This is a genomic window from Phenylobacterium sp., assembly GCF_004297125.1.
In the GTDB taxonomy this organism is placed as follows: domain Bacteria; phylum Pseudomonadota; class Alphaproteobacteria; order Caulobacterales; family Caulobacteraceae; genus Phenylobacterium.
Window position 1 is genome coordinate 61,343 of record NZ_SCVD01000020.1, and the last position, 25,616, is coordinate 86,958.

At 69.6% G+C, this 25,616-nt stretch carries 20 protein-coding genes and 1 pseudogene; 4 read left to right on the top strand and 17 right to left on the bottom strand.

From position 1 onward, the window contains the following. Positions 1–12: 12 nt before the first annotated feature. The 12 genes and pseudogenes from EPO51_RS11150 to EPO51_RS11205 form a co-directional block, all read right to left on the bottom strand. Entirely contained in the window at positions 13–444 is a 432-nt protein-coding gene (locus EPO51_RS11150) for a response regulator (protein WP_293350163.1), read from the bottom strand. A gap of 56 nt (positions 445–500) precedes the next feature. Then, complete coding sequence (gene ligA / locus EPO51_RS11155; RefSeq protein WP_293350166.1) at positions 501–2,837, bottom strand: NAD-dependent DNA ligase LigA; 2,337 nt, start codon at positions 2,835–2,837, stop codon at positions 501–503. Between the two features lie 9 nt (positions 2,838–2,846). After that, positions 2,847–3,302, bottom strand: a complete 456-nt coding sequence (locus tag EPO51_RS11160; protein WP_293350169.1) for a hypothetical protein — start codon at positions 3,300–3,302, stop codon at positions 2,847–2,849. Beyond that, entirely contained in the window at positions 3,302–5,017 is a 1,716-nt protein-coding gene (gene recN, locus EPO51_RS11165) for a DNA repair protein RecN (RefSeq protein WP_293350171.1), read from the bottom strand. Before recN ends, EPO51_RS11160 begins: the two co-directional genes overlap by 1 nt. A gap of 202 nt (positions 5,018–5,219) precedes the next feature. Beyond that, a pseudogene (locus tag EPO51_RS11170) lies at positions 5,220–6,059 on the bottom strand (outer membrane protein assembly factor BamD); the annotation flags it as partial. 119 nt (positions 6,060–6,178) lie between these two features. Further along, the gene (locus EPO51_RS11175) at positions 6,179–6,790 is read right to left on the bottom strand and encodes an MSMEG_1061 family FMN-dependent PPOX-type flavoprotein (RefSeq protein WP_293350174.1); all 612 of its coding nucleotides are present in this window, start codon (positions 6,788–6,790) and stop codon (positions 6,179–6,181) included. Between the two features lie 53 nt (positions 6,791–6,843). Next, the gene (gene lpxC / locus EPO51_RS11180) at positions 6,844–7,731 is read right to left on the bottom strand and encodes a UDP-3-O-acyl-N-acetylglucosamine deacetylase (protein WP_293350177.1); all 888 of its coding nucleotides are present in this window, start codon (positions 7,729–7,731) and stop codon (positions 6,844–6,846) included. A gap of 182 nt (positions 7,732–7,913) precedes the next feature. Further along, the gene (locus EPO51_RS11185; protein ID WP_293350180.1) at positions 7,914–8,132 is read right to left on the bottom strand and encodes a hypothetical protein; all 219 of its coding nucleotides are present in this window, start codon (positions 8,130–8,132) and stop codon (positions 7,914–7,916) included. A 105-nt stretch (positions 8,133–8,237) separates the two neighbouring features. Next, positions 8,238–9,722: a cell division protein FtsZ gene (ftsZ, locus tag EPO51_RS11190; protein WP_293350183.1), complete on the bottom strand. Its 1,485-nt coding sequence runs from the start codon at positions 9,720–9,722 to the stop codon at positions 8,238–8,240. A 280-nt stretch (positions 9,723–10,002) separates the two neighbouring features. Next, positions 10,003–11,433, bottom strand: a complete 1,431-nt coding sequence (locus EPO51_RS11195; protein ID WP_293350186.1) for an efflux transporter outer membrane subunit — start codon at positions 11,431–11,433, stop codon at positions 10,003–10,005. A gap of 1 nt (position 11,434) precedes the next feature. Next, positions 11,435–14,584: an efflux RND transporter permease subunit gene (locus EPO51_RS11200; RefSeq protein ID WP_293350189.1), complete on the bottom strand. Its 3,150-nt coding sequence runs from the start codon at positions 14,582–14,584 to the stop codon at positions 11,435–11,437. A 9-nt stretch (positions 14,585–14,593) separates the two neighbouring features. After that, on the bottom strand, positions 14,594–15,727 hold the full coding sequence (locus EPO51_RS11205; RefSeq protein WP_293350192.1) for an efflux RND transporter periplasmic adaptor subunit: 1,134 nt from the start codon (positions 15,725–15,727) through the stop codon (positions 14,594–14,596). Between the two features lie 163 nt (positions 15,728–15,890). Between EPO51_RS11205 and EPO51_RS11210 the strand changes: the two genes are divergently transcribed. Together EPO51_RS11210 and EPO51_RS11215 are read left to right on the top strand one after the other, a co-directional pair. Then, entirely contained in the window at positions 15,891–16,508 is a 618-nt protein-coding gene (locus tag EPO51_RS11210; RefSeq protein ID WP_293350195.1) for a TetR/AcrR family transcriptional regulator, read from the top strand. A 104-nt stretch (positions 16,509–16,612) separates the two neighbouring features. After that, positions 16,613–16,744: a hypothetical protein gene (locus EPO51_RS11215; RefSeq protein WP_293350198.1), complete on the top strand. Its 132-nt coding sequence runs from the start codon at positions 16,613–16,615 to the stop codon at positions 16,742–16,744. Between the two features lie 13 nt (positions 16,745–16,757). On the opposite strand, the gene EPO51_RS11220 is transcribed toward EPO51_RS11215, so the two are convergent. Then, positions 16,758–17,741 carry a phytase gene (locus EPO51_RS11220; RefSeq protein ID WP_293350201.1) on the bottom strand — a complete coding sequence of 328 codons (984 nt, stop codon included), beginning with the start codon at positions 17,739–17,741 and terminating at the stop codon, positions 16,758–16,760. A gap of 200 nt (positions 17,742–17,941) precedes the next feature. Between EPO51_RS11220 and EPO51_RS11225 the strand changes: the two genes are divergently transcribed. Next, on the top strand, positions 17,942–20,206 hold the full coding sequence (locus EPO51_RS11225; RefSeq protein WP_293350204.1) for a TonB-dependent receptor plug domain-containing protein: 2,265 nt from the start codon (positions 17,942–17,944) through the stop codon (positions 20,204–20,206). A 25-nt stretch (positions 20,207–20,231) separates the two neighbouring features. Beyond that, on the top strand, positions 20,232–21,728 hold the full coding sequence (locus EPO51_RS11230; RefSeq protein ID WP_293350207.1) for a CehA/McbA family metallohydrolase domain-containing protein: 1,497 nt from the start codon (positions 20,232–20,234) through the stop codon (positions 21,726–21,728). Here EPO51_RS11230 and ftsA read toward each other — a convergent pair. The 4 genes from ftsA to EPO51_RS11250 are packed head-to-tail and all read right to left on the bottom strand — an operon-like array spanning position 21,725 to position 25,610. After that, positions 21,725–23,089 (bottom strand): cell division protein FtsA, encoded by a 1,365-nt coding sequence (gene ftsA / locus EPO51_RS11235; RefSeq protein ID WP_293350209.1) that lies wholly within the window; start codon positions 23,087–23,089, stop codon positions 21,725–21,727. The two genes, EPO51_RS11230 and ftsA, sit on opposite strands and share 4 nt — an antisense overlap. Before the next feature lie 20 nt (positions 23,090–23,109). Beyond that, positions 23,110–24,027 carry a cell division protein FtsQ/DivIB gene (locus EPO51_RS11240; protein WP_293350211.1) on the bottom strand — a complete coding sequence of 306 codons (918 nt, stop codon included), beginning with the start codon at positions 24,025–24,027 and terminating at the stop codon, positions 23,110–23,112. Next, positions 23,966–24,940: a D-alanine--D-alanine ligase gene (locus tag EPO51_RS11245; RefSeq protein WP_293350213.1), complete on the bottom strand. Its 975-nt coding sequence runs from the start codon at positions 24,938–24,940 to the stop codon at positions 23,966–23,968. Before EPO51_RS11245 ends, EPO51_RS11240 begins: the two co-directional genes overlap by 62 nt. Before the next feature lie 52 nt (positions 24,941–24,992). Then, the gene (locus tag EPO51_RS11250; RefSeq protein ID WP_293350216.1) at positions 24,993–25,610 is read right to left on the bottom strand and encodes a class I SAM-dependent methyltransferase; all 618 of its coding nucleotides are present in this window, start codon (positions 25,608–25,610) and stop codon (positions 24,993–24,995) included. Between the last annotated feature and the right edge of the window lie 6 nt (positions 25,611–25,616).

The window sequence follows — 25,616 nt, forward strand, 5'->3', positions numbered from 1 at the left end:
CGAGCGTCGGATCTATGCCGGCCCCGCCTGGCCCTGGCCAGGGGCCCCGATCAACGCCGCGATGGCGCTGAACAACGCCATCATCGATACAGGCTTCAGGACCAGGTCGTCGGCGCCGGCGGCCCGGCATTCGGCCTCGATCGTCGAGCCGGCGTCCGCGGTGATCACGACGACCGGGATGCCCGCCTTGGTGTCCGCGCGGGCGCGAATGTGCCGGATGGCGGTTATGCCGTCCATGCCGGGCATCCTCAGGTCCATGAGTACGAGATCGAAGTCGGCCTCGTCGATCATCCGCAGTCCGGCCGGACCGTCCTCGGCCTCGTCCATCTCGAAGCCACCGGCGCGGAGCATCGCGCCGAGAACCCGCCGGTTCACGGAGTTATCCTCGACCAGCAGGATCCGCATCGGCCGAGGGGTTCCGGTTTCCACAGACGCGCTAACCATGCTCGCGTCTTAGCGGTCAAACCGCCGACGGGCAGTCCGCCCAATCGTCGCGGGGGCTAGCCTGCGACGAGCGCCAGCCACTCGTCCTCCGTCATGACCTGGATCCCCAGTTCGCTGGCGGTCTTCAGCTTCGACCCGGCGCCCGGTCCCGCCACCACGATGTCGGTCTTCTTGGACACCGAGCCGGACACCTTCGCCCCCATCCCCTCGGCCTGGGCCTTGGCCTCGTCGCGGGTCATCTTCTCCAGGGCTCCGGTGAAGACCACGGTCTTGCCTGCGATGGCGGTGTCGGTCTTCGGGCGCTCGGCCGGGATCACGCTCAGCTCCGCCAGCAGGTCGTCGACCAGGGCCCGGTTGTGGTCCTCGCCGAAGAACTCGGCGATCATCCGCGCAGCGACCACGCCGACGGCGTCCACCGAGGCAACTTCCAGGAAGGCGTCGCCGGGCGTCTCGGCGGCGGCCTGGCGGGCCGCGGCCTCCAGGCTGGACCAGTCGCCGAACCGCGCCTCAAGCGCCGCCCGCGCCCTCGAGTTCAGCTTCGGGATCGCGATGCGCAGATGCGCATCCAGCGAGATCTCCGGAGGGATCAGCAACGCCTGGCCCGAACGGGCGAACTCCAGAATCGCGGCCACCGCCGTCGGACCCAGGCCGTCCAGGTCGGAAAGCTCGGCGTACAACGGCCCGGCCGTCTGCTCGGCGGCCGCCTTCGAGATCTCGACGAAGCGCTCCACCGTCTCGAAATGCCGCGCCAGCGCCAGCGAGGTTGTCTCGCCGATGTGGCGAATGCCCAGCCCATAGATGAAGCGGTCCAGCGCGATGCGCCGGCGATCCTCGATGCTGGCCAGCAGGTTGCCGACGCTGGTCTCGCCGAACCTCTCCATTTCCAGGATTTCGGCGCGCTTCTCGTGCAGCCGGAAGATGTCGGCGGGCGCCTGAAGCCAACCCTTCTCCACGAACAGGGTGAGCTGCTTCTCGCCCAACCCTTCGATGTCGAACCCCCGCCGCGACACGAAGTGGCGCAGGTGCGCCAGCTTCTGGAACGGACAAGCGAACTCGCCCGAGCAGCGCCGGACGACGGTCTCGGCACCGGCGGCGGTGGTCTCGCGCACCAGCTCGGTGTGGAGCGGGCAAGGGCAGTGGGTGGGGAATTCGAAGGGTTGCGAGTCCTTCGGCCGCTCCTCGGGTACGATCGAGACGATCTGCGGGATCACGTCGCCGGCCCGCTGCAGGATCACGGTGTCGCCGACCCGGATGTCCTTCCGCGCGATCTCGTCGGCATTGTGCAGTGTGGCGTTGACCACGACGACGCCGCCCACCGTCACCGGGTGAAGCCGCGCCACGGGCGTGATCGCGCCCGTACGCCCCACCTGGATGTCGATGGCCTCCAGGATCGTACGCGCCTGCTGGGCTGGGAACTTGCGCGCGATCGCCCAGCGGGGCGTGCGGGTGATGAAGCCCAGCCGCTGCTGCCAGTCCAGCCGGTCCACCTTGTAGACCACCCCGTCGATGTCGTAGCCGAGGTGCGGCCGCAGGGCCTGCATCTTGGCGTAGGCCTCCAGCAGCCCGGAGGCGTTCTCCACCCTGCAGCTCTCCGGCGTGGTCTGGAAGCCCCATGCCTTCAGCTTGCCCAACGCCTCCCACTGCGTCCGGGCGACCGGCGCGGAGTGGGAGCCCCAGGCGTAGGCGAAGAACCGCAGCGGCCGCGCGGCGGTGATCTTCGCATCGATCTGCCGCAGCGAGCCGGCGGCGGCGTTGCGTGGGTTGGCGTAGGTCTTCTGGCCGGCGGCTGCGGCGGCCTCGTTGATCGCCGCGAACGCCTCGTGGCTCAGGTAGACCTCGCCGCGGATCTCGATCTCGTCGGGCCAGCCCTCGCCCGCCAGCCTGTGCGGGAGGCCCGTGATCGTGCGGACGTTGGCGGTGACGTCCTCGCCCACGCGTCCGTCCCCGCGGGTGGCCGCGTGGACCAGCTTGCCGCCTCGGTAGAGGATCGAGCACGACAGCCCGTCGATCTTCGGCTCGGCGGTGTAGCCCACCGTCTCGTCGGGCGGGAGGCGCAGGAACCGGCGGATGCGGGCGTCGAACTCCACCGCCTCGTCGTCGGCGAAGGCGTTGTCGAGGCTGAGCATCGGCACGCCATGCTCGATCGGCCGGAACTTCTCGGACCGCGCCGCGCCCACCTTCAGCGACGGCGAGTTCTCGCGGACCAGGTGCGGGAAGCGCGCCTCGATCTCCAGGTTCCGGCGCTTCAGGGCGTCGTAGTCGGCGTCCGAGATCGTCGGGTCGTCGTTCTGGTGGTAGCGGATGTCGTGCGCCGCGATCTCGTCGGCGAGCCGGGTCAGCTCGTCGGCGGCTTCGGCTTCGGTCAGGGCGTCGATGGGCGTCGGGGAATCCATCCGGCGAACCTAGCGCTGAGCGGCGACCCAATCGAGGATCGCCTTCGCTTCCGGGTCGTCGCCCAGCGAGGTCGCGGCGATGATGCGGCGGTCGGCCCACAGCTCCAGGGCGTCGAGGATCGCCCGGCGCTGCCGCGGCGGCCAGTCGGCGAACGCGGCGTGGTCCAGCTTCGGCAGGATCACATAGGCGTCGCTGGTGGCTGCGTCCGCATAGGCGGGGGCCTCGATCATGACGGCCAGGAAGCGCGACAGCGCATATTTGAAGGTGGGCACGCCGCCGGCGGTGCTGATCGCGCGGAAGACCAGCAGATCGAGATCCTGCGGCGACAGCCGGTCCATGCCGCGCGCCTCCAGCGCCTCGACCCAGGGCCGGCGATCCGGAGCGACCGTGTCGGCGCGGAGGTCGTGCGGCTGGTCGGCGAAGGCCTCGCCGAGCCGGGCGACGACAACCTCCGGCTCCTGCATCACGCGTCCATCAGGGCCCGGGCGGCCGCGCGGGCGGCGTCGGTGATCTGGGCGCCCGCCAGCATTCGCGCGATCTCCTCTTCGCGGTCGGCGGGGGACAGCACCTCGACCGCCGTACGGAGGCGCTCAGCGTCGCCCGCCTTGGCGATGCGCCAGTGGGCCTCGGCGCGGGCGGCCACCTGCGGGCTGTGGGTGACGACGAGAACCTGGGCGCCCGGCCTTCCTTCTTCAGGGGCGGCCAGGCGCTTCAGGCGCAGGCCAACGGCGTCGGCCACGGCGCCGCCGACGCCCTGGTCCACTTCGTCGAAGATCATCAGCGGCTGCGCGCCGGCCGTGCGGGCGGCCAGGGCGGCCTTCAGCGCCAGCGCGAACCGGGCCAGCTCGCCGCCCGAAGCGATGGCGCCCAGGTCGCCGAACGGCGCGCCGGGGTTCGTGGAGATCTCGAACGCCACGCGGTCCAGGCCAGCGGAACCGGCGCGATCCTCGGCCAACGGCTCGACGGCGACGCGGAACCGGGCCTTTTCCAGCTTCAGCGGGGCAAGTTCGGCCATGACCGCCTCGGCCAGCCGGTCGCCGGCGGCTCGGCGGGCCTTCGTCAGGTCTCCGGCCGCGGCCAAGTAGGCGGCGCGCGCTGAGGCCTGTTCGGCCTCCGCGGCCCTCAGGCTCTCCTCGGAGGACTCCACGGCGCGCAGGCGCTCGGCGAACCGCACCCGCAGGATCGGCAGCTCCTCGACCGCGACGTTCAGCTTGCGGGCCAGGCCGCGCAGGTCGAACAGCCGCTCCTCGGTCTTCTCCAGGCGGTCGGGCTCGAAGTCGAAGGCGCCCGCGGCGCCGTCGATAGCGGCCTCCGCCTCGCCCGCCTCGACCAGCACCCGGTCCAGGGCCTCGGACGCGGCGGCCAGCCGCAGGACGGCAGGGCCGTCGACCGCGGCGCCGGCGGTCAGCGCCCGCTCCCTCGCCCGCTCGAGGGCGCGGATGGCGCCGGCCACCTTAGCCCCCAGGCCCTCGAAGGTCTCCCGCGCCGACTGGATGTCGGCCAGCGCCTTCTCCGCCGCGCCCAGCACGGCGCGTTCCTCGGCCAGCGCCGTCTCCTCGCCCTCGCGCGGGTCCAGCCGGTCCAGTTCGGAGAGGCGGAAGGTCAGTTCCTCGGTCTCGGCGGCCGAGCGGGCCACGTCGGCGCGCAGGGCCTCGGCCCGCTCCCGCGCCTCGCGCCATGCTTTCCAGGCCGAGGCGACCGCGCTCCCCTGCCCGTCCAGCGCGCCATAGGCGTCCAGCAGCGGCCGGTGGGTGCGAGCGTCCAGCAGGCCCACGGTCTCGTGCTGGCCGTGCACCTCCAGCAGCGCCTCGCCCAGTTCCTTCAGCACGCCGACGCCGGTGGCCTGGTCGTTGACGAAGGCGCGGCTGCGGCCGTCGGCGCTGAGCGTCCGGCGAAGGACCAGGTCCTCGTCGCGGGCGTAGGCCAGGCCCTTCTCCTCCAGCAGGTCCCAGACGGGATGATCGGGCGCGGGCGCGAAGGCGGCGGTGGCCACGGCCTGGGCCGCGCCGCGGCGCACCAGGCCGGCGTCGCCGCGCGCGCCGGTGGCCAGGCCCAGGGCGTCCAGGATGATCGACTTCCCCGCGCCGGTCTCGCCGGTAAGCGCGGTCAGGCCCGGCCCGATGGACAGGTCCAGGGCCTCGATCAGCACCACGTCCCGGATCTGGAGACCGATCAGCATCGCTGCGGAAGATCGTACGGAATCGCTCGGGAAAGAAGGGGCGCGGACAGGTTTTGTTCTGCCCCCCGCAATCCGGCTACTTCGGCTCCGGCGTGGTTTCCACCGGCGGGAGCTTCTCGTCCTTCTTGCCGAGGGGCAGCTTGAAGATCGTGCGCTGGTCCGTCGCCTTGCTGGTTTGGACGACGACGTTCGAGTCGGTCGCGCCGGGCGGCTGGACCGTCTTGTCCTTGTCGCGCCGGAACGGCATGCGGAAGATCCCGCGCCCGCCGCCGCCCTTGGGCTCCACCGCGGGCTTCAGGCCCTTGGAGGTCAGCAGCTTGTAGGCGTCGCCGTACCAGGGATCGCCCGGATAGTTGTAGCCCAGCACCGCCCCGTTCCGCTTGGCTTCTTCCATCAGGCCCAGGGTCAGGTAGCTCTCGACCAGCCGGTACAGCGCCTCGGGCGTATGGCTGGTGGTCTGGTAGCGGTCGACCACGGTCTTGAAGCGGTTGGTGGCGGCCAGGGTGTCGCCGGCGCGCAGGTACCAGCGGCCGATGGTCATTTCCTTGCCGGCCAACTGGTCGTTGACCATGTCGATCTTCAGCCGGGCGTCGGCGGCGTACTCCGTGCGCGGATAGCGCTGGACCACGTCGCGCAGCGCATCCAGCGCCTGGGCGGTCGCGGCTTGGTCGCGGTTCACGTCGACGATCTGCTCGAAGTAGCAGATGGCCTTGATGTAGTGGGCGTAGGCCGCCGTCGGATTGCCGGGATAGAGCTGGATGAAGCGGTCCGCGTCGGCGACGGCCTCGGCGTAGTCGTTGCCCTGGTAGTGCGCGAACGCCTGCATCAGGATCGAGCGGCGCGACCATTCCGAATAGGGGTGCTGGCGCTCCACTTCCTGGAAATAGTTGACCGCCTGGTTCCATTGCCGACGGTCCAGCCGGTCGGCGCCGGTCGCGTAGAGCAGCTCCACGGGCCGCTCCTCATAGGCCAGCCGGGGCTTGTTCTTCTTGTTGCCGGCGCAGGCGGACAGGGCGAGAGCGCAAGCAGTCACCACGAGCAGAGCACGGGTGGAATTTCGAACCGAAGACACCTTCACCTCAAGACAGCGCGCGCGCCCCCACGCGGAGAGTCGCTTCTACACTACGACTTGTGGCGAGCAAACGGCGGCGCAGTCGCAGATCAGAGCGATTGTCTGAGACCTTCCACCTGCTCTTCGTGCGTGGTGGTGGGTCTCGGCAGGCCGATCTGGTCGCTGACCATCTCCGACAGCGACGGCAGGCTGGCGCGATCGATCCGGTATTTCTCGCCCCACAGGTCGGCGCGCATCAGCGCCTTGGGGCAATGCAGATAGGCCTCGCGCACCTCGATCTTGAGCAGGGTCTTGGGAACTTTGCCGAAATCGACGAAATCGTTGGCCAGTTCGTCGTCCACCAGCAGGCTGGCGCGGCCGTTGACCCGGTAGATGTCATCGACCCCGGGGATCATGAACATGAATCCCACCTCGCCCGTGCCGTCGGCGATGTTGCGCAGCGTGTCGAGTCGGTTGTTGCCCGGCCGGTCGGGCATGATCATCGACCTGCCGTCCTCGGCCACGTGGACGAATCCCGGCCCGCCCCCGCGCGGCGAGACGTCCAGGCTGCCCGTCGGCCCCACCGAGGCGATGGTCGCGAAGGGCGAAAGGGCGATGAAGCGGCGACCATGCGGATCGATGAAATCCAGGCACTTGGCCACGGTGAACTTGTGCGGCGGGTTGTACAGCCGATCCAGTTCGGCGGATGCGTCGTCGGGCATGGCGAGGTCTCCCTTCGCCACCTTACCTCCCGTTGCGAATTATTCGCAAGAAGCTAGACCGCCTGGCGCAGGTCCTCGACCAGGGTGCGCATGCGCCACGCCTGCGGACGGGCCAGCAGCGCGCGGACCACGGCGTTGTTCAGGCCATGGCCGGCCAGCACGCCCTCGAACCGGCCCAGCAGCGGGCCGCCCAGCACATAGAGGTCGCCGATGGCGTCCAGCGCCTTGTGCCGCACGAACTCGTCGGGGCGGCGAAGGCCCTCGGGGTTCAACACCCGGTCGCCGTCCAGCACCACGCAGTTGTCCATCGAGCCGCCGCGGGCCAGGCCCATGGCGCGCAGGGCCTCGACCTCGCGCAGGAAACCGAAGGTGCGGCAGTCGGCCAGCTCCTCGCGGAACGCCTGCTCGTCCATGAACAGGTCGATGGACTGGCGGCCGATGGCGGCGCTGTCGAACGAGATCTCGAAGGCTACTTCGAAGGTGTCGGCCGGCTTCAGCGTCGCGCGCTTGTCGCCGTCCACGACCTCGACGGTCTCCAGGATCTCGATGTAGCCGCGTGGGCTTTCCTGCTCGCGCAAGCCGGCGCGGTCCAGGATGCGGATGAACGGCAGCGACGAGCCGTCCATGATCGGCATCTCGGGTCCATCGACCTCGACGATCGCATTGTCGACGCCCAGCATGGCGAAGGCCGCCATCAGGTGCTCGATGGTGGCGACCGTGACGTCCGCGTCGTTCCCGATGACGGTGCCGAGCTGGGTCTTGCAGACCGCCTCGCCGCTCACCGGAACGACGTTGTCGCGGTCCTTCACGTCGGTGCGCACGAAGACGATGCCGGTATTGCTGGCCGCCGGGCGCACGGAGACGCGCGTGTAGGCTCCGGTATGCACGCCGACCCCGGCGAACAGGGCCGGAGACCTGACGGTGTGTTGGAACGCGGCCAAGGTGGACCTTCCTGCAACGAACTCGGTGCGACGACCGACCTTATGCCCCAACGCCTTGGCTAAGCTGCTTGATGCAGCGCAGCAAAGCACATCGTGTTTCGCAATGTTTCGCTTCAGGATTGGTTAATGGACCGGGTCAACCCAGCACTGTTTTTGCTCGATTTTGCGGCGCAGAGGTGAATCTACACCGCCGGATAGAGCTGGGTTCCGACCAGGTTGCGCGCGCGATCCAGGATCCGGACCTGCACGGCCCGCCCCAGCTTCGCCAGGCAGGCCGCGAGCCGTTTGGCCTGGGCCTCGGCCCGGGCGCCGGATCGGAACACGATCGGCTCCAGACCGGCGCATAGCACCGCCCAGCCGTTGGCCAGCGGCGAGACCCAGATAATGCGGTTGGCGCTCATGGGAAACCTCCCGGAGTTGCCCCCAGGAGGTTCTACCAAGTCCCGCCATTAATCGGCGTGACGATTTCGTGGAGTTTTCGGGACGATCACGTCGTCCGGGACACACTAGTTCGCCAGGCGACGCAGGAAGGACGGGATCTCCAGGTCCTCGTTCTGGTCCAGGTCCTCGACGTGCTGGGCGACTTCCATCGGCTGGGCGCCGCCGCGCGCCGGAGCCGGAGCCGGACGCGGCGCCGAGGCCTGGGGCGCGGAAGCCGGAGCCTGCGGGGCGTCGTAGCGCGGGCGGCCGCCGAAAATGCTCAGGAACCCACCGCGCGGCCGGCGCGGCTCGTAGGCCGGCTCGGCGAACAGCGGTTCGTCCGCCACGTCGCTGGCTTCGGCGGCTTCCGGATCGACGATGCGGGTCATCGGCTGGACGGCCGGCGCCTCGGCCGACGCAGCCGCCACGGCGGGCGCGCTGAAGATGTCGGGCTGCTCCTCCTCGCGGGCGTCCATGGCCAGCGCGGGCTCGGCGGCCGCGACCGGCTCGGCCACGGGCTCGGCCGCGCGCGGCGTCACGGTGGCGCGCAGCGGCTCGGCCTGCAGCGAGCGGCGCTCGATCTTGGGCTCGATGGCCGCGATGGAAGCGCCGTCCATGCCGGTGGCGACCACCGACACGCGGATCATGCCCTCCAGAGTCGGGTCGAAGGCCGCCCCGAAGATGATGTTGGCTTCCGGATCGACCTGTTCGGAAATGGCGTTGGCCGCCTCGTCGACCTCCAGCAGGGTCATGTCCAGGCCGCCGGTGACGTTCACCAGCACGGCCTTGGCGCCCTTCAGCGAGACCTCGTCGAGGAGCGGGTTCTGGATGGCGTTCTGGGCGGCCATCAGGGCGCGGTCCTCGCCCGTGGCCTCGCCCGTGCCCATCATGGCCTTGCCCATCTCGGTCATCACCGTCCGGACGTCGGCGAAGTCCAGGTTGATCAGGCCGGGCAGCACCATCAGGTCGGTGATCGAGCGCACGCCCGAGTGCAGGACCTGGTCGGCCATGCCGAAGGCTTCGGCGAAGGTGGTCCGCTCGTTGGCGACCCGGAACAGGTTCTGGTTGGGGATGACGATGAGGGTGTCGACGTAGCGCTGCAGCTCAGCGATGCCGGCGTCGGCCAGGCGCATCCGGTGGCGGCCTTCGAAGTGGAAGGGCTTGGTGACCACGCCCACCGTCAGGATGCCGCGCTCACGGGCGCACTTGGCGATGATCGGGGCTGCGCCGGTGCCGGTGCCGCCGCCCATGCCGGCGGTGATGAAGACCATGTGGGCGCCGTCCAAGTGCTCACCGATCTCCGGAATGCTCTCCTCGGCCGCGCTCATGCCGACCTCGGGGTGGGCGCCGGCGCCCAGGCCCTGCGTCACCTGCACGCCGAGTTGGATGCGGCGCTCGGTCTTGGCGAACTGGAGCTGTTGCGCGTCCGTGTTCCCGACCACGAACTCCACGCCTTCGAGGCCCGCTTCGATCATGTTGTTGACGGCGTTGCCGCCGGCGCCGCCGATGCCGAACACGACGATGCGGGGCTTCAGTTCCGTGGCGCGCGGCGCGGAAAGCGAAATGGCCATTTGGACGTCCTGTCCTTCCCCAAATTGCGGTCTAGCGCGCCCGACACCCCATCGCCGACGCGCCTGAGTAACGATGCGTTAAGTACGCGCCGACACCCTTAATCGAGTGTTAACCGCATACTCTGAGTCGGAAGGTCGTCGAGCTTAGCTGAACGTGTTTTTCCGCCTGACCCACAAGAGGAACACAGGCGAATCAACAGTAACGCTGCGGCTGTGTGACTCAGGGCTGGCAGCGCCGGGGTCAAGGCCGCGGTCGCAAAGATCCGCCATTACCTGTGCGTCAATCTCCCGGTCGCGGCGCGGCGGAGGCCGGCGCCGCGCCACCGCCGAGCGCGCGATAGAGCTCCACCCGGTTCGTCGCCTGGGCAAGCTGGGCCGCGAGCTGGGTCTGGCGCGCGGCGTAGAGCGTGCGCTGGGCGTCCAGCAATGACAGGTAGCTGTCGACGCCGCGGTCGTAGCGGGCCTGGGTGAGGCGCTGCGTCGCCGCGGCGGCCTCGACCAGCCGATCCTGCGCCGAGATCCGGTCGGCGATGGTCGCCCGCGTCGCCAGGGCGTCCGCGACCTCGCGGAATGCGGTCTGGATCGCCTTCTCGTATTGGGCGACCGCGGCGTCGCGCGACGCCTCGGCGCCGCGCAGGCCCGCGATATTGGCGCCGCCCGCGAAGATCGGCAGCACCACCTGCGGCGCGAAGCTCCACGTCCGCGTGCCGGCGCCGAACAGGTCCCCGAGTTCCGGACTGATCGCGCCCGCCGAGCCGGTCAGGCTGATGCGCGGGAAGAAGGCCGCCCTCGCCGCGCCGATGTTGGCGTTCTGGGCCTGCAGGGTGTGCTCGGCGGAGAGCACGTCCGGGCGGCGGACCAGGACGCCGGACGGCAATCCGGGTGAGATCTCGGCCAGCACGGCCACCGCGGTCAGGCCGCCCTGGGGCAGGAGATCGGCAGGGACCTCGGCCCCGACCAGCAGGCGGAGCGCATTGCGGTCGCGGTCCACTTGAGCTGTGGCCACCGCCGCGTCGCTGCGCGCCTGTTCGGTCAGGGTCTGGGCCTGGCGCAGGTCGAGCTCGGAGGTCGCCCCCGCCTCGAACCGCTTGCGGGCGAGGTCGAGCCCGGCCTCGCGGCTGGCCAGGGTGTCCTGGGTGATCTTCAGCAGATCCTGGTCCGCGGCGAGGGTCAGATAGGCGCTGGCGGTCTCGGCGATCAGGCTGATCTGGACCGTGCGCCGGTTCTCCTCCGTCGCGAAGTAGGACTGCAGCGCCGCGGCGCTCAGGCTCTGCACCCGGCCGAACAGGTCCAGCTCATAGGCCGAGAAGCCGGCGCTGACGCTGTACTGGTCGGTGACGTCGGACCGGCCGGTCTGGGAGACTGAAGCCGGTGTGCGGGTGCGGGTCCCCGCCGCGACGCCGTCGATGGCCGGCAGCAGGTCGGCCCGCTGCACGCGGTACTCGGCCCGGGCGCGGGCGATGTTGGCCACCGCCACGCGCAGGTCTCGGTTCTGCTCCAGCGCCAGCGCGATCACCGATTGGAGGCGCGTATCCTGGAAGACGTCGCGCCAGGCGAGGTCGGCGCCGGACACGGCCGAGGAAGCGCCATCCGCGGCCACCGGCCAGGCTTGGGCCACCGGCAGGCCAGGCCGTTCGTAGCGCGGCGCCAGGGTGCAGCCGCCCAGCGCGGTCGCCGCGATGAGGGCCAGGAGAAGGGATCTGGCGGGCATCTCAAACAGCCTCGTGGGGAGCAGCGGCTGGCGGAGCTTCGCGGTCGGCCTTGCGACCGAGATAGCGCTGCACCAGCACGAAGAAAAGCGGAACGAAGAAGATCCCCAGGATCACGGCCGACAGCATGCCGCCGATCACCCCGGTGCCGATGGCGTGCTGGCTGCCCGAGCCGGGGCCGTTGGAGATCGCCAGCGGCAGCACGCCGAACATGAACGCCAGCGAAGTCATGATGATCGGCCGCAGACGGATGCGAACCGCCTCCAAGGTGGCGTCGACCAGCGAGGCACCCGCCTGAAAGCGGTCCTTGGCGAACTCGACGATCAGGATGGCGTTCTTGGCCGCCAGGCCCATGGTCGTGAGCAGGCCCACCTGGAAGTAGATGTCGTTGGACAGGCCCCGCGCCGCGGTCGCCAGCAGCGCGCCGACGACGCCCAGAGGGATCACCAGGATGACGGACAGCGGGATGGTCCAGCTCTCGTAGAGCGCCGCCAGCAACAGGAAGACGACGATGATCGACAGCGCGTAGAGCGCCGGCGCCTGGGCGCCCGCCTCCCGCTCCTGCAGCGACAGGCCGGTCCACTCGTAGCCGATCCCGGGGGGCAGTTTGGCCGCGAGCGTCTCCATGGCCTGCATGGCCTGGCCCGAGCTCTGCCCTGCGGCGGGGGAGCCCTGGATGTTGACCGACGAGAGGCCATTGTACCGCTCCAGCCGGGGCGAGCCGATGGTCCAGTGCGTCGAGGCGAAGGACGAGAACGGGGCCATCTGGCCGGCCCCGTTGCGCACGTACCAGCGTTCCAGGTCTTCGGGCGCCATGCGGAAAGGCGCGTCGGCCTGGACGAAGACCTTCTTCACCCGGCCACGATCCATGAAGTCGTTCACATAGCTGCCGCCCAGCGCCGCCGAGAGGGTGGCGTTGATGTCGGCCGTGGTCAGGCCCATGGCCCCGGCCTTGGCCTGGTCGACGTCGATGGCGAACTGCGGAGTGTCGTCCTGGCCGTTCGGGCGGACGCCGGACAGTTTCGGATCCTGGCCAGCCATGCCGAGCAGCTGATTGCGGGCCGCCATCAGCGCCTCGTGGCCGACCCCGCCGGTGTCCTGCAGCTGGAAATCGAAGCCCGACGCATTGCCGAGTTCCGGCACCGCCGGCGGAACCACTGCGAACACCATGGCGTCGCGAATCTGGGAGAACCTGCCCATCGCGCGTTGGGCGACGGCGGCGACCTTGCGGTCGGCCGCCTTGCGCTCGTCGAAGTCCTTCATGCGGACGAAGGCGATGCCCGCGTTCTGGCCAGCTCCGGCGAAGCTGAAGCCCGAGACGGTGAAGACGGCCTTCACCGACTCCGCCTCGTCTTTCAGGTAGTAGTCGGCCACCTGTTTCAGGACCGCCTGGGTGCGCTCCTCGGTGGCGCCGGGAGGGAGCTGGACGAGGGTGTAGATCGTGCCCTGGTCCTCTTCCGGCAGGAAGGCGCTGGGGAGACGCACGAACAGCAGCGCCATGACGAGGACGACGGCGCCATAGACCGCCATCCAGCGGCCGCCCTTGCCCAGCATGGTGCGCACCTGGCCCTGATAGCGGAGGCTGGCGTGGTCGAAGTTGCGGTTGAACCAGCCGAAGAACCCGCGTTTGGCGATGCTGTGCCCCTTGTCCACGGGCTTGAGCAGCGTGGCGCACAGCGCCGGCGTCAGCACCAGCGCCACCAACACCGACAGCGCCATGGCCGTGACCAGGGTGATCGAGAACTGCCGGTAGATCACGCCCTGCGATCCGCCGAAGAAAGCCATCGGCACGAACACGGCCGCCAGCACCAGGGCCACGCCGATCAGGGCGCCCGTGATCTCGTCCATCGACTTGCGCGTGGCCTCCTTTGGAGAGAGGCCCTCCTCGCTCATCACCCGCTCGACGTTCTCCACAACCACGATGGCGTCGTCGACCAGCAGTCCGATGGCCAGTACGAGGCCGAACATGGTGAGCGTGTTGATCGAGTAGCCGAAGACCGCCAGCACCCCGAAGGTCCCCAGCAGCACCACCGGCACGGCGATGGTCGGGATCAGGGTGGCGCGCCAGTTCTGCAGGAACAGGAACATCACCACGAAGACCAGGATCACCGCCTCGACCAGGGTCTTCACCACCTCCTCGATCGACTGTTTCACGAACGGGGTGGAGTCCACCGGGATCTCGTAGCCGATGCCGGGCGGGAAGGCCTTCGACAGCTCCGCCACCTGCGCCTTCACCGCCTCGGCCGTGTCCAGCGCATTGCCGCCGGGCGCCAACTTGATGGCCAGGCCGGCCGCCGACTTGCCGTTGTACTTGGCCAGCGAGTTGTAGTTCTCGGCGCCCAGTTCCACGCGAGCCACGTCGCGCAGGTAGACGTGCGTGCCGCCGCCCGTGTCCTTCAGGATGATCTGTTCGAACTGGGCCGGCGTCTGCAGGCGCGACTGGGCGCTGATGGTGGCGTTCAGCGTCGTGCCCGGCAGCGCGGGCGTGCCGCCCAGCTGGCCTGCCGAGACCTGGGCGTTCTGGGCGCGGATGGCCGCGATCACGTCGGCCGGGGTCAGGCTGCGCGACGCGAGCTTGTCGGGATCCAGCCAGATTCGCATGGCGTACTGCGCGCCGAACAACTGCACGTCGCCCACGCCGTCGACGCGGCTGATCGGGTCCTGCAGGTTGGCGGCCAGGTAGTCGGCCAGGTCGGAGTTGGAGGCCTTGCCGTCGGTGGCGTAGAGGCCCACGACCATCAGGAAGTTGCGCGTCGACTTGACGACGCTGAGGCCCTGTTGCTGGACCTCCTGCGGCAGGAGGGCGGTGGCCGTCTGCAGCTTGTTCTGGACCTGCACCTGGGCGATGTCGATGTCGGTGCCGGCCTTGAAGGTCAGGGTGATGGTGGCCGCGCCCGTGCCGTCGCTGGCCGAGTTGATGTATTCCAGCCCGTCCAGCCCCTTCATCTTCTGTTCGATGACCTGGGTGACGCTGTCCTCGACCGTCTTGGCCGAGGCGCCGGGATAGACGGCCTGGATGGCCACCTGCGGCAGGGCGATGTCGGGGTACTGGGCGATCGGCAGGGTGCGGATGGCGAGCGCACCGGCCATCATGATCACGATGGCGACGACCCAGGCGAAGATCGGGCGGTCGATGAAGAAGCGTGACAGCATGACCGGGCCCTAGCGCGCCGCGCCGATGACGGCGGGTTTCACGGCGCCGCCGGGCCGCACCTTCTGCAGCCCCTCGACGATCACCCGCTCGCCGGGCTTCAGGCCGCTGGTCACCAGCCACTTGTCGCCGACGGTCCGGGAGACGGTGATCGGGCGCAGCTGCGCCTTGCCGGCCGCGTCGACCACATAGACCGTGGCCGAGCCCTTCGGATCGCGGCTGACCGCCGCCTGGGGCGCCAGGATGCCCGACGTCGCCACGCCCTGTTCGAGCCGTGCGCGGACGTAGAGGCCCGGCAGCAGGGCGCCGTTCGGATTGGGGAAGATCGCCCGCAGGCCGATCGAGCCCGTGCCCTCGTCCACCGTGATGTCCGAGAACGCCAGGGTTCCGGCGATGGGATAGGTCGAGCCGTCCTCCAGGACCAGGCGGACCTGGGCCGAGGTGGGCGCGTCCACGGCGCCGGCGGCCATGGCTCGGCGCAGCTTCAGCAGGTCCGCCGCCGACTGGGTGACGTCGACGTAGATCTTGCCGAGGTCCTGGACCGTGGCCAGCGCGGTCGCCTGGTTGGCGGTGACCAGGGCGCCCGGCGTCACCGTCGACTTGCCGATCCGGCCGGAGATGGGCGCCCGGACTTGGGTGTAGTCGAGGTTGATGCGCGCCTGCTGCACGGCGGCGCGCTGGGCCAGCACGTTGGCGGCGGCGCCTTGCGCGGCGGCCTGGGCGTCGTCGTTGTCCTGCTTGCTGACCGCATTGATCGCGACCAGCTCCTTGTAACGGTCGGCCTTCAGCTTCGCCGAGGTCGCGGTCGCCTGGGCCTGAGCCAGGGCGGCGTTGGCGCTGTCGAGGCTGGCCCGGTAGGTCGCGGGATCGATCTGATACAGCGCCTGGCCCGCGCGGACGTTGGAGCCCTCCTGGAAGAGCCGGGCCTGGATCACGCCGTTCACCTGCGGCCGGACCTCGGAAACCAGCGAGGCCGATGTCCGGCCGCTCAGCTCCATGGTCAGCGCCACGGGCTCGGTGCGGACGACGACCACACCGACCGGCGCCGGCGCGTTCGGGTCCGGCCCGGCCGGCGCCTTGGCTCCGCAGGCCGACAGGAGGACAGCCAGCGCAATCGCCGCGCCGGTGAGGATCGATCTGGGCATCTAACGCACCTGGAGGCAGGGATATCCGGGCCGAGGCCTTGACATATCCCCGTGGAGAAACCATGAGAATGAACGTTCATTCTCAATCCCGTGATTAGATGGGCGCTTCCCCTAAGTCAATCCGTCACCACTCGATTTTGTTGCAGCGCACAACAGGAATCTCATGACCGAACCCGGGACGAAGCGAACCGACGCCGAGGCGCGGCGCCAGCAGATCCTCGACGCCGCCTCGGCCTGCGCGCGCCGCTCGGGGTTCCATGGGGCCAGCATGGCCGACATCGCCCACACCGCAGACCTGAGCGTCGGCCAGATCTATCGGTACTTCGAAAACAAGGAGGCGATCATCGCCGCCATCGTCGCGCGCGACATGGCTGAGATGCGGGACCGGTTCTCCGAAATGCAGGGCCAGGATGGGCCCTTGCTGGACGCCGTCTTGGACAAGTGCTCGACGGCCGTCGACGAACTCTACGACCGCGAGCGGGCTGCCCTGATGCTCGAGGTCGTCGCTGAAGCCGCTAGAAATCCGGCCGTCGCCCGCATCCTGGAAACCGCCGATGTCGAGGAGCGCCAGATGCAGCAGGACCTGTTGCGCCAACTCGCGCCGCCGGAGTGGGACGAGGGTGAGCGGCTGGCCCGGAGCGAGGTGATCAGCATGCTGTTCGAAGGCATGGCCGTGCGCGGCGTGAACAACCCCGGCGCGGACCGCGTGGCGATGGCGCGTGTGCTGCGCTGGGTCATGCGGCAGCTGCTCGCCGAACCGCTGCACGATCCGACGGCATAGGGGCCGCAGGACTCCACTGGCCAAGGCCCCGCTCTTGGCGCATGCTCCCCTTCCAGCGGACGGTCTGCCCTCGAGAGCGAACCGACGCGACGGAGGAAATGCAGATGGCCTTTCGCGAGCCCGTCCACGATGCGCCCAAGACCCTGGCCGAAGGCGCGATCTGTTTTGGCTGCGCCCTCGCCGCCTTGGCGGCCGCCGCGGTCGCGCTCCAGTGGATGATGGGCATCCTGTACTAGGCTCGGCCCGGGCCTAGAGGCCCAGCGCCGCCTTCACCGCGCGCCAGTCCACCAGCTTGAAGTTCTGCCTGCCGCCCGTCGCGCCTTGATCCTCGTCGTCCTGCACGACCACTAGGCCCTGCGGAAACGCGCCCACCTGGCCGCCCAGGGCCGCGACGCCGTCCGTGCCGGTCACCGCATCGACGCCGCCGCTGGCCATGACGCTGAAGCGGCCGCGGTACCGCGGCGCCGCGCCCTCGACGTTCCAGACCGCGAAGGCCGAATCGCCCTGGCTGGAGGCGATGAGGTAGGTGGACGCCCCTTCCCGCAGCAGCGTCAGCCCCTCGACGTCGGGCTTCAGCATGCCGGACGGCGCGCGGGCGATGATCTCGCCCTTGGCCGGCCCGGTCCCGAGGTCGAAGCGCCAGATCCCGGCGCCCTCCTCGCCCAGGTAGAGGCGACCGGTCGCATCGTCGACGACACAGCCCTCGGGCTGGCTGGGTACGGCGAAGCGGCGCTCCTCCCTGAACAGGGGCTTGCCGTCGGCCCCCGCTGCGACGGTGTGCTGCCTCACCTGCCCGTCCGTGCCGTTGACGATCACCAGGAACGTGTCACCCCGCCGGGCGAGACACAGGCCATACGGCTCGGCCAGATCGACCGGGACCTCCCCCCACAAGGCAAGCCTCAGGGTCGCCGGATCCAGCAGGAAGAGCGCCGCCCCTGCGCCGGGGCGACCACGGTCCGAGGCCGCCACCAGCACGCGAGGCCCTTGCGCCGTCGGGAAGCCGTCGCGCAGGTCGACATTGTTGGGCATGCCACCCGGCACGTACTGAAGCTGCTTGCCCGCCAGGTCGTAGACGTAGAGCCCGGCCTTCTTGTCCGTCCCGATCACGACGCCCCGGCCAGGGTTCTTCGGGTCCACCCAGATCTCCGGGTCGTCGGCCGCGTCGCGCGCTTCGGTGCCGACCGACGGGGTTTCCGCCGCCGCCGGCACAGGTTTTCCGACACCGAGGGTCATACCCCCGGAGTCCGACAACTCCTCCGGATCAGTTTTCGTGCAGGCCGTTACAAGTAACGCCGCAATGAAGAGTGACACGTAAGTGTCACGCAACTGCCGCCGAAACATCACTGGCCCCCATCAATCCACGAAACTAAGTCCTGCCCGGAATAGGCGTGGCCGTATTGCTCCGTCAACGGTCCGTAATGGGGATAGATCAGATGAAAAAGGCGATGCTTTTCGCCGTGGTTTCGCTCGCGCCTCTGATGGGGGCGCCCGCGTGGTCCGCCGAGGCCGAGGATGAGGCCGAGCGCACCAAGACCGTGGAAGAGCTTGTCGTCACCGGCGACATCAGCTTCCGCAATCGGGTGGAAGGCCCCGAGCCGGTCCTGTCCTATGACCTGGAATATTTCCAGCGGTTCGAGCCGCTGACGGCGGGCGACGCCCTGAAGCGCGTGCCCAGCGTGGCCTTCCTCTCCGACGTACTCGAATCCGACGGCGCGCGCCTGCGCGGCCTCGATCCCGGTTACACCCAGATCCTGATCAACGGCGAGCGGGTGCCCGGCGCCGGCGTCGACCGCTCGTTCTTCGTCGACCGCATCCCCGCCGAGTTGATCGAGCGGGTCGAGGTGGTCCGCTCCTCGTCCGCCAACCGCAGCGGCGACGCGGTGGCCGGCGCCCTCAACATCGTGCTGCGCGACGGCTATTCGCTGGACGGCGGCTATGTCCGCGCCGGCGGCATCATGCTGGACGACAAGCGGGTGAAGGGCACGGCCGGCGGCGTCTACTCCGGCCAGGTCGGCCCGGGCCGCCTGCTCGTGGGCGCCAACGTCCAGGGCCGCCGAAATCCCAAGCTCAAGGAGAGCTTCCGCTACGGCCAGCCGGGCGGCGCGCTGAACGACATCGAGTTGCAGACCGACACACGCGATGGCACGGACTATTCGCTCAATGCCAGCTACGACCTGAAGGGCGAGACCAGCACGCTGAAGCTGTCGGGCTTCTTCGTCCGCACCAACCGCTACGAGGACGAGGACTCGATCGAGTACGCCGGCGGCCGGGTCGGCCCCGCCGACCTGCTGACCCTCAACGACAACAATGTGAAGATCCGCACCGACAACTGGTCGCTGGGCGCCCGCTACGACCAGCAGATGCTGGGCGGCGTGACCCGCTTCAAGGTGGCCTACGCCGAACTCAAGGACCGCCAGGACGAGATCGAGGAGGAGTACGAGTACCTCCGCGACACCCGCCCCTTCCCCGAAGACGACCGCTTCACCGGCGACTTGACCTTCACGCGCCTGAAGGACCGCGAGCTATCGGGCGAGATCTCGCACAAGCGCGACCTCGGCGCGGTGAAGCTGGACCTGGGCGTGCAGTACGTGGGCAAGGACCGCGACACCGACATCACCACCGACCGCAACCGGGTGACCATCCCGAACCCGCCGGCCGCCCGCCCGACCCTGCCCGGCGACTACGGTCCGTTCCTGCCGGAACCCGGCGGTCTGAACACCATCGAAGAGACCCGGATCGACCCCTACGTGATGCTCTCGGGCCGCATGGACACCATTTCCTGGGAAGCCGGGGTCCGCTGGGAAAACACCGAGACCACCATCGAGGACGCCACCGCCCCCGCCGCCAGCCGGAAGGTCGAGAACGACTACGACTTCATCCTCCCCTCGGCCCACCTGCGCTGGAACCTGACCCCCAGCGACCGGATCAACATCTCGGGCTCGCGCACCGTGCGCCGGCCGAACTTCGACTATCTGTCGCCCGCCACCCTGCTGGCCGAGTACGGCGACAACGACTTCATCGGCAATCCCGACCTGAAGCCGGAGAGCGCCTGGGGCGTGGACGTGGGCTACGAGCGCCGCCTGGGCCGCCAGGGTGTGGCCGGCGTCAACGTCTTCTACCGCGACATCAAGAACCTGATCGAAGTCGCCAGCGACGGCCAGGTCGGCAGCGAGGGCCCCGGAACCTTCGTGCTGCGGCCCCGCAACACCGGCGACGGCCAGGTCTGGGGGATCGAGCTGGATCTCTCCACCCCCCTCACCGCCTTCGGCCTCGAGCACACCGGGGTGTTCTTCAATTACTCCTGGCTCGACAGCGACGTGGACGACGAATTCGGTTCGCGCCGCTTCAACGACCAGGCCAAGTATGTCGTGAACGTCGGCTTCATCCACGACCTGCCGGAGTGGGGCGCGGCGTTCGGCGCCACCTACCGCAAACAGGGTGACGCCTTCGGCCGCACCGTCGGCGAGGAGGTGACCACCAAATATGGCGCGGACCTGGAAGTCTTCGTCGAGAAGCGCTTCGGCGACCGCTTTGTGGTGCGCCTGACCGGCTCGAACCTCCTGGACGGCAAGAAGCGCGAGGCGTTCAACAAATTCACCACGATCGAGGATCAGATCGACCGAAACTTCGACGAGTACGAGCTCGAAGCGGAACAAGCCGGTCCGGTGTTCCAACTGGTGGCGCGGGCGACCTTCTAGGCCCGTTGGTCGTGAGGTCATGATGATGTCGCGTCGCGTTCCCATCCTCCTGCTCGCCGCCGGCGTTCTGTTTGGTGGGGACGCGGCCGCCCATGATGGGCCCCACGCGCACTTCGCGCCGATCCCCGGCGCCGCGCCGTCCAAGGTCGATCCGGCCCGCCGCGCCTGGCTGGCCGGCGACCATCACGTCCACAGCTGGTTCAGCGTGAGCTACAAGGCCTCGACCGACGGCAAGTCGCCGCCGGAGCCGATCAAGGGCGGCGACGCCAGCAACCCGATCACCACCAATGCGAAGCAGGCCGCGGCCCACGGCTTGAGCTGGATGGTGGCGACGGACCACGGCGGCCCCGACCATGCGAAGCTGAATCGGGAGCAAGCCTACCCCGAGGTCCTCAAGGCGCGTCGGGACACGTCCGGCCTCCTGCTCTTTTTCGGCATGGAGCTGGATACGCCCGGCGCCGAGCACTCCAGCGTGATCGTGCCGCGCACGCCGGCCGAGCGCGACACGCTGTTCGGGATCGAGAGCGGCTACAATCGGCGCCAGCCCTGGCCAGCCGACCCCGCTTGGGACACCGAGGCCCGCATGGTCGAGGCCTTGAAGCACATGGGCGCGATCAAGGCCCCGCCCGTCGTCATCGCCAACCATCCCTCCCGCACGGCGACCGCCGTCGGCGTCTATGGCCAGGTGTCGCCGTCCGAGCTGCGCAACTGGAACGATGCGGCCCCGCAGGTCGCGGTGGGCATGGAGGGCGCCCCGGGACACCAGGCCGGGGGCCTGAAACCGGACGGCTCGCGCGATCCCGAGGGCCGGCGCGGCAGCTACGGGCGTTCGCCGACGCTGGGCGGCTTCGATCAGATGACGGCGCGCCTGGGCGGCTTCTGGGACTCCATGCTGGGCGAAGGCCGGCGCTGGTGGGTGACGTCCACCTCCGACTCGCACCGCCACTACACCGACGGCGGCAACGACTTCTGGCCAGGCGAATATTCGAAGACCTACGTCAGGGCCGCGCGGACCTATGACGACGTCCTGGACGGCCTGCGCAACGGTCGGGTGTTCGTGACGCTGGGCGACCTGGTCTCGGAGGTCGATGTGATCGTCCAGACCGCCGACGGGCGGAAGCGCGCCGAGATCGGCGGCCGGTTGAGGGTGGCGCGTGGCTCCGACGTGACCGTCGTCATCCGCGTGCGCGACCCGGCGGGCGCCAACTTCGGCGGCAGGACTCCCGAGGTCCGGCGCGTCGACCTGATCCGCAGCGAGATCACCGGTCCCGTGGCCGACCGGACTTCGGACAGCAACCCCCGGGCCCGGGTGGAGAAGCGCTTCGGTCCGGGCGAGTGGGCGAAGGACGGCGAGCGCATCGCCATGGCCTACACGATCCGCAACGTGACCGAGCCCACCTACCTCCGGGTGCGGGGCACGAACGGCGCCGAGCTGGAGCCCCAGCCCGACCCGGCCGGCGAAGATCCCTGGTCGGACCTGTGGTTCTACGCCAACCCGGTCTTCATCGACGTCGCCGACTAGAGGTTATCGCGCAGCCACTGGGCGGCCTTGGCCACCGGGTTCGCCCGGGGGTCCAAGGGCTCGCGGCGCAGCTTCGACGACGAGAGCTGCTTGGTCGACACCGCTTCGCGCGGACCGAAGGCGGCGCGGTGCAGGATGCCGGCGGCGGCGGTGAACGCCGGGCCCGACGCGGCGTCGGCCAGGTGCGGCACGCGCCGCGGCCGGCCCAGGCGCACCGGGCGGTCGAACACCCGGACGGCCACTTCACGCACGCCGGCGAGCTGGCTCGCGCCGCCGGTCAGCACCAGGCCCGCGCCCGGCTCGATCGGCGCGCCGGCGGCCTTCAGGCGGTCGCGCAACAGCTCCAGGGTCTCTTCGACGCGCGGGGCGATGATGCCCTTCAGCAGGCTGCGCGGGGCCACGACGGGACCCGCGCCCGGATCGTCGCCCCGCGGCGGGGCCTCGATCATCTCGCGGTCCTCGTTGGCCGAGGCGATCGCCGAGCCGTGCAGGGTCTTGATCCGCTCCGCCCCGGCGATGGAGGTCGAGAGGCCGCGGGCGATATCCTGGGTCACGTGATGACCGCCCACCGGCACCGTCTCGACGTGGACGAGGCTGCCGCCGCGGAAGACCGAGGCCGATGTGGAGCCGCCGCCCATGTCGATGCAGACGCTGCCCAGGTCCATCTCGTCCTCTTCCAGCGCCGCGAGGGCCGAGACGAAGGGGGCGGCGACAACGCCTTCGAGCTGGAGGTGGGCCCGCTCCACGCAGGCGCCCAGGGTGTGGAACACGGTCTCGGCCACCGAAACGACCAGCAGCTCGACGCCCAAGGTCTTCCCGAACATGGCGCGCGGATCGCGCACCCCGCCCTGGCCGTCGACGGCCCAGGCCACAGGCAGGATGTGGATGGCGCGACGGCCCGGAATCTTGATCTGCGCCAGGGCGTTCTGGATCGCGCGCACCAGGTCGTTGTCGCCGATCGGTCGCGCGCCGATCGAGACCCGGCCCTGGATGCGGGACGAGCTGAGTTGACCGCCGGCGGTCGCGATGGTCACGCCCTGGACATTGACCCCGGCCACGTTCTCGGCCCGCTCCACCGCCTGGGCGATGGCCTCGGACGCCTCGTCCATGTTGACGATCGCGCCGCCCCGCACGCCGCGCGATTGCACGTAGCCGACGCCGCAGGTGGTGAGCGTCCGGTCGCCGCGGCGCACGCCGTCGGGCTTCATGATGAAACACGCGACCTTGGCCGCGCCCAGGTCCACGGCGGCCACGATCTTGGGCGGCGCCAAGGCCGCCTTCAGGCCGTCGCGCCCGTTCTTCGGGTCGGCCTTCTTGGCGGGCTTGCGGGCCTCATCGGGACGGTCGGTGGTCTTCAGCATGGGCGGGCTCAGGTCTCTCGTCACACGCCCTCGGCGGGCGTAGCGACGGCGGCGGTTGCGGTGGCGGCGGTGAGGTCGGGGGTCGGTTGCGGCGCGCGCGGACGCACGGCCACGACGTCGGGATTACGCAGGTCGATGCGCTCGAAGCCCAGCTCCAGGATCCGCGACCGCAGGTCCAGCTGTTCCAGCTGCATCAGCGCCTGTTCCTCGTCCACCGCGGGAAGCTGGATCAGGGCGCCGTCCTTCATGCGCAGGTCCCAGCGGCGGTCGTCGACTCGCACCAGGGCCTCCATCCGGGCCATCAGCTTCGGACGCTGCGCCAGGATCGGCAGGATCTCGCCGGCATGCTGCGCCCCGCCCGCGCCCACCACCAGCGGCAGGTCAGTGAAGCTGGCGGGATCCGCCTCGCGGATCACCTGGCCCTTGTCGTCGATCACCACGCTGCGGCCGCCGTGCTGCCAGACCGCGAGCTGGCGGCGCTCCTTGACCGAGATCACCAGGGTGTCGGGCAACAGGCGCACGACGCGGGCTTCCTCGACCCAGCCCACCTGCTCGATCCGCCCGCGCAGGGCGTTCAGGTCCATGCCCAGCAGGGGGTCGTCCTTGTGGACGTTGGCCGCGCGCACAATGTCGGTCGTGGCCAACGCCGAGGCGCCCTGGACATGCACGGTCTGCAGGCGGAAGCCGGCCTCGCCGAACTTGCCGTCGACGCCCATGCCGACGGCCGCAGCGATCTGCTGGCCGCGCCCGCCGGTGGCGAGGGTGACGCCCAGCGCCAGGGTCAGGACCCCGCCGGCGATCATCAGGATATGTTGGGGGCTCAGACGCCGGGCGCCGCCGCCCTCCGCCTTCGCCGTGGGGCGTTTGGCCTGAGGACTAGCGGGCGCCTTGGCCCGAGGTTTCGCCTTTGCGCGCGATCCCCCCCGCACCGCGGGCATAAGCGTCCTCCGTGATCCACAGCACCAAACGGTCGAAATCCACCCCGCCCGCCGCGGCCTGCTCCGGAACGAGAGAGGTCGGCGTCATCCCAGGCTGGGTGTTCACCTCCAAGAGGACCAAAACATCGTTAATGTCGTCATAACGGAGGTCCGCCCTGGTAACCCCTCGGCAACCCAGCGCCGCGTGAGCCATCTCGGAAAGTTTCTTCGCCTTTTCCATTACATGTGGCGGTATCCTCGCAGGCACGATGTGCTCCGACCCGCCTTCTCCGTACTTTGCCTCGTAGTCGTAGAAGGCGGTTTTCGGTACGATTTCGGTCACGGTCATGGCTTTGCCGTCCATGACGCCCACCGCCAGCTCCATTCCGCGGATGTACGGCTCCACCATCACCTCCTCGCCGAAGGTCCAGGAGGGGGCCACGACCTCCTGCGGCGGGCGATTCGCCCCGTCGGGGACGATGAACACGCCCACCGACGAGCCCTCGGCATTGGGCTTCACGACGTAGGGCGGCGGCAACACGTGGCCGGCGGCCACGTCGAAGCGGTTGAAGAGCCCGCCGCCGGGCACGGTGACGCCCGCCGCCGCCAGCACGGCCTTGGCCTTCGCCTTGTCCATCGCCAGCGCCGAGGCCAGCACCCCGCAGTGGGTGTAGGGGATGGCCAGCGTCTCCAGCACGCCCTGGACCGCGCCGTCTTCCCCCCACTCGCCGTGCAGGGCGTTGAAGCAGACGTCGGGCTTTAGGGCCGTCAGAACCTGGGCCAGGTCGCGGCCGGCGTCGACGCGGCTGACCTTCGCGCCCAGGCGCTCCAGGGCGTCGGCGCATTCGCGGCCCGAGACCAGGCTGACCTCCCGCTCGGAGGAGAGCCCGCCCATGAGGACGGCGACGTGATGTCCGGAAAGAGGTGCGGCCATGGGGATCTCTTGAAACTCGTCGGAGGTGCGGTGGCCGAGGCGGCCGCGCGGGTCAGGGTTTGGCGGATGGAGGGGTGGGAAAATGCATGCGCGCCAGTTCCCGCAGGCGGTCGTCCGGAACGACGGCGCGGCTCGCCGCCGCCCAGAGGTCGAAGTGACTGGGGCGATGACGCACGATCACGCTGGGAAAGCCATTCTCGCTAAGGAGCTGCCAGAGCACCTGGGCGGTAAACCCGGTTCGATGGGCCATGAACAGGTTGCCCTTGGCCAGGGAGGCCCGATGCCCGAACAGAATGTCGATCGCGGAAATCGGCCCCATGCTCGACTCGTACAGGGGCTCCAGCAGCTTGCCTTGCGCAACGACGGCGGCCACCGACTGCAGGTCCGGGCAGGTGATCACCGCAAAACCGTCGGGCTTCAGCACCCGGGCGAACTCGCGCAGCGCCGTCGGCACCTCGGTCGGATAGAGGTGCTCGATGTTGTGGCTGGAATAGAGCCCATCCATCGAGGCGTCGGGAACGGGGGACATGTCGGTCGTCGATGCGACGATGTCGGGCTTCACATCCGGATCGATGTCGAGGCGCACCTCGTTCCAGTCCGCGGCGCCGAACCCGGGCGTGGTGTCCGCCTTGCGCAAGGGGCCGCAACCGACGTGCAGGAACGTGGGCATCCTACC

Bases quoted from the DNA above. Each gene is read 5' to 3' on its own strand.
- ligA (WP_293350166.1), bottom strand. From the start codon at position 2,837: ATGGATTCCCCGACGCCCATCGACGCCCTGACCGAAGCCGAAGCCGCC.
- EPO51_RS11230 (WP_293350207.1), top strand. From the start codon at position 20,232: ATGTCGCGTCGCGTTCCCATCCTCCTGCTCGCCGCCGGCGTTCTGTTT.
- EPO51_RS11200 (WP_293350189.1), bottom strand. From the start codon at position 14,584: ATGCTGTCACGCTTCTTCATCGACCGCCCGATCTTCGCCTGGGTCGTC.
- EPO51_RS11215 (WP_293350198.1), top strand. From the start codon at position 16,613: ATGGCCTTTCGCGAGCCCGTCCACGATGCGCCCAAGACCCTGGCCGAA.
- EPO51_RS11160 (WP_293350169.1), bottom strand. From the start codon at position 3,302: ATGCAGGAGCCGGAGGTTGTCGTCGCCCGGCTCGGCGAGGCCTTCGCC.
- EPO51_RS11225 (WP_293350204.1), top strand. From the start codon at position 17,942: ATGAAAAAGGCGATGCTTTTCGCCGTGGTTTCGCTCGCGCCTCTGATG.
- EPO51_RS11250 (WP_293350216.1), bottom strand. From the start codon at position 25,610: ATGCCCACGTTCCTGCACGTCGGTTGCGGCCCCTTGCGCAAGGCGGAC.
- EPO51_RS11185 (WP_293350180.1), bottom strand. From the start codon at position 8,132: ATGAGCGCCAACCGCATTATCTGGGTCTCGCCGCTGGCCAACGGCTGG.
- EPO51_RS11220 (WP_293350201.1), bottom strand. From the start codon at position 17,741: ATGACCCTCGGTGTCGGAAAACCTGTGCCGGCGGCGGCGGAAACCCCG.
- ftsZ (WP_293350183.1), bottom strand. From the start codon at position 9,722: ATGGCCATTTCGCTTTCCGCGCCGCGCGCCACGGAACTGAAGCCCCGC.
- ftsA (WP_293350209.1), bottom strand. From the start codon at position 23,089: ATGCTGAAGACCACCGACCGTCCCGATGAGGCCCGCAAGCCCGCCAAG.
- EPO51_RS11210 (WP_293350195.1), top strand. From the start codon at position 15,891: ATGACCGAACCCGGGACGAAGCGAACCGACGCCGAGGCGCGGCGCCAG.
- EPO51_RS11195 (WP_293350186.1), bottom strand. From the start codon at position 11,433: ATGCCCGCCAGATCCCTTCTCCTGGCCCTCATCGCGGCGACCGCGCTG.
- EPO51_RS11175 (WP_293350174.1), bottom strand. From the start codon at position 6,790: ATGCCCGACGACGCATCCGCCGAACTGGATCGGCTGTACAACCCGCCG.
- EPO51_RS11240 (WP_293350211.1), bottom strand. From the start codon at position 24,027: ATGCCCGCGGTGCGGGGGGGATCGCGCGCAAAGGCGAAACCTCGGGCC.
- EPO51_RS11205 (WP_293350192.1), bottom strand. From the start codon at position 15,727: ATGCCCAGATCGATCCTCACCGGCGCGGCGATTGCGCTGGCTGTCCTC.
- recN (WP_293350171.1), bottom strand. From the start codon at position 5,017: ATGCTGATCGGTCTCCAGATCCGGGACGTGGTGCTGATCGAGGCCCTG.
- EPO51_RS11245 (WP_293350213.1), bottom strand. From the start codon at position 24,940: ATGGCCGCACCTCTTTCCGGACATCACGTCGCCGTCCTCATGGGCGGG.
- EPO51_RS11150 (WP_293350163.1), bottom strand. From the start codon at position 444: ATGGTTAGCGCGTCTGTGGAAACCGGAACCCCTCGGCCGATGCGGATC.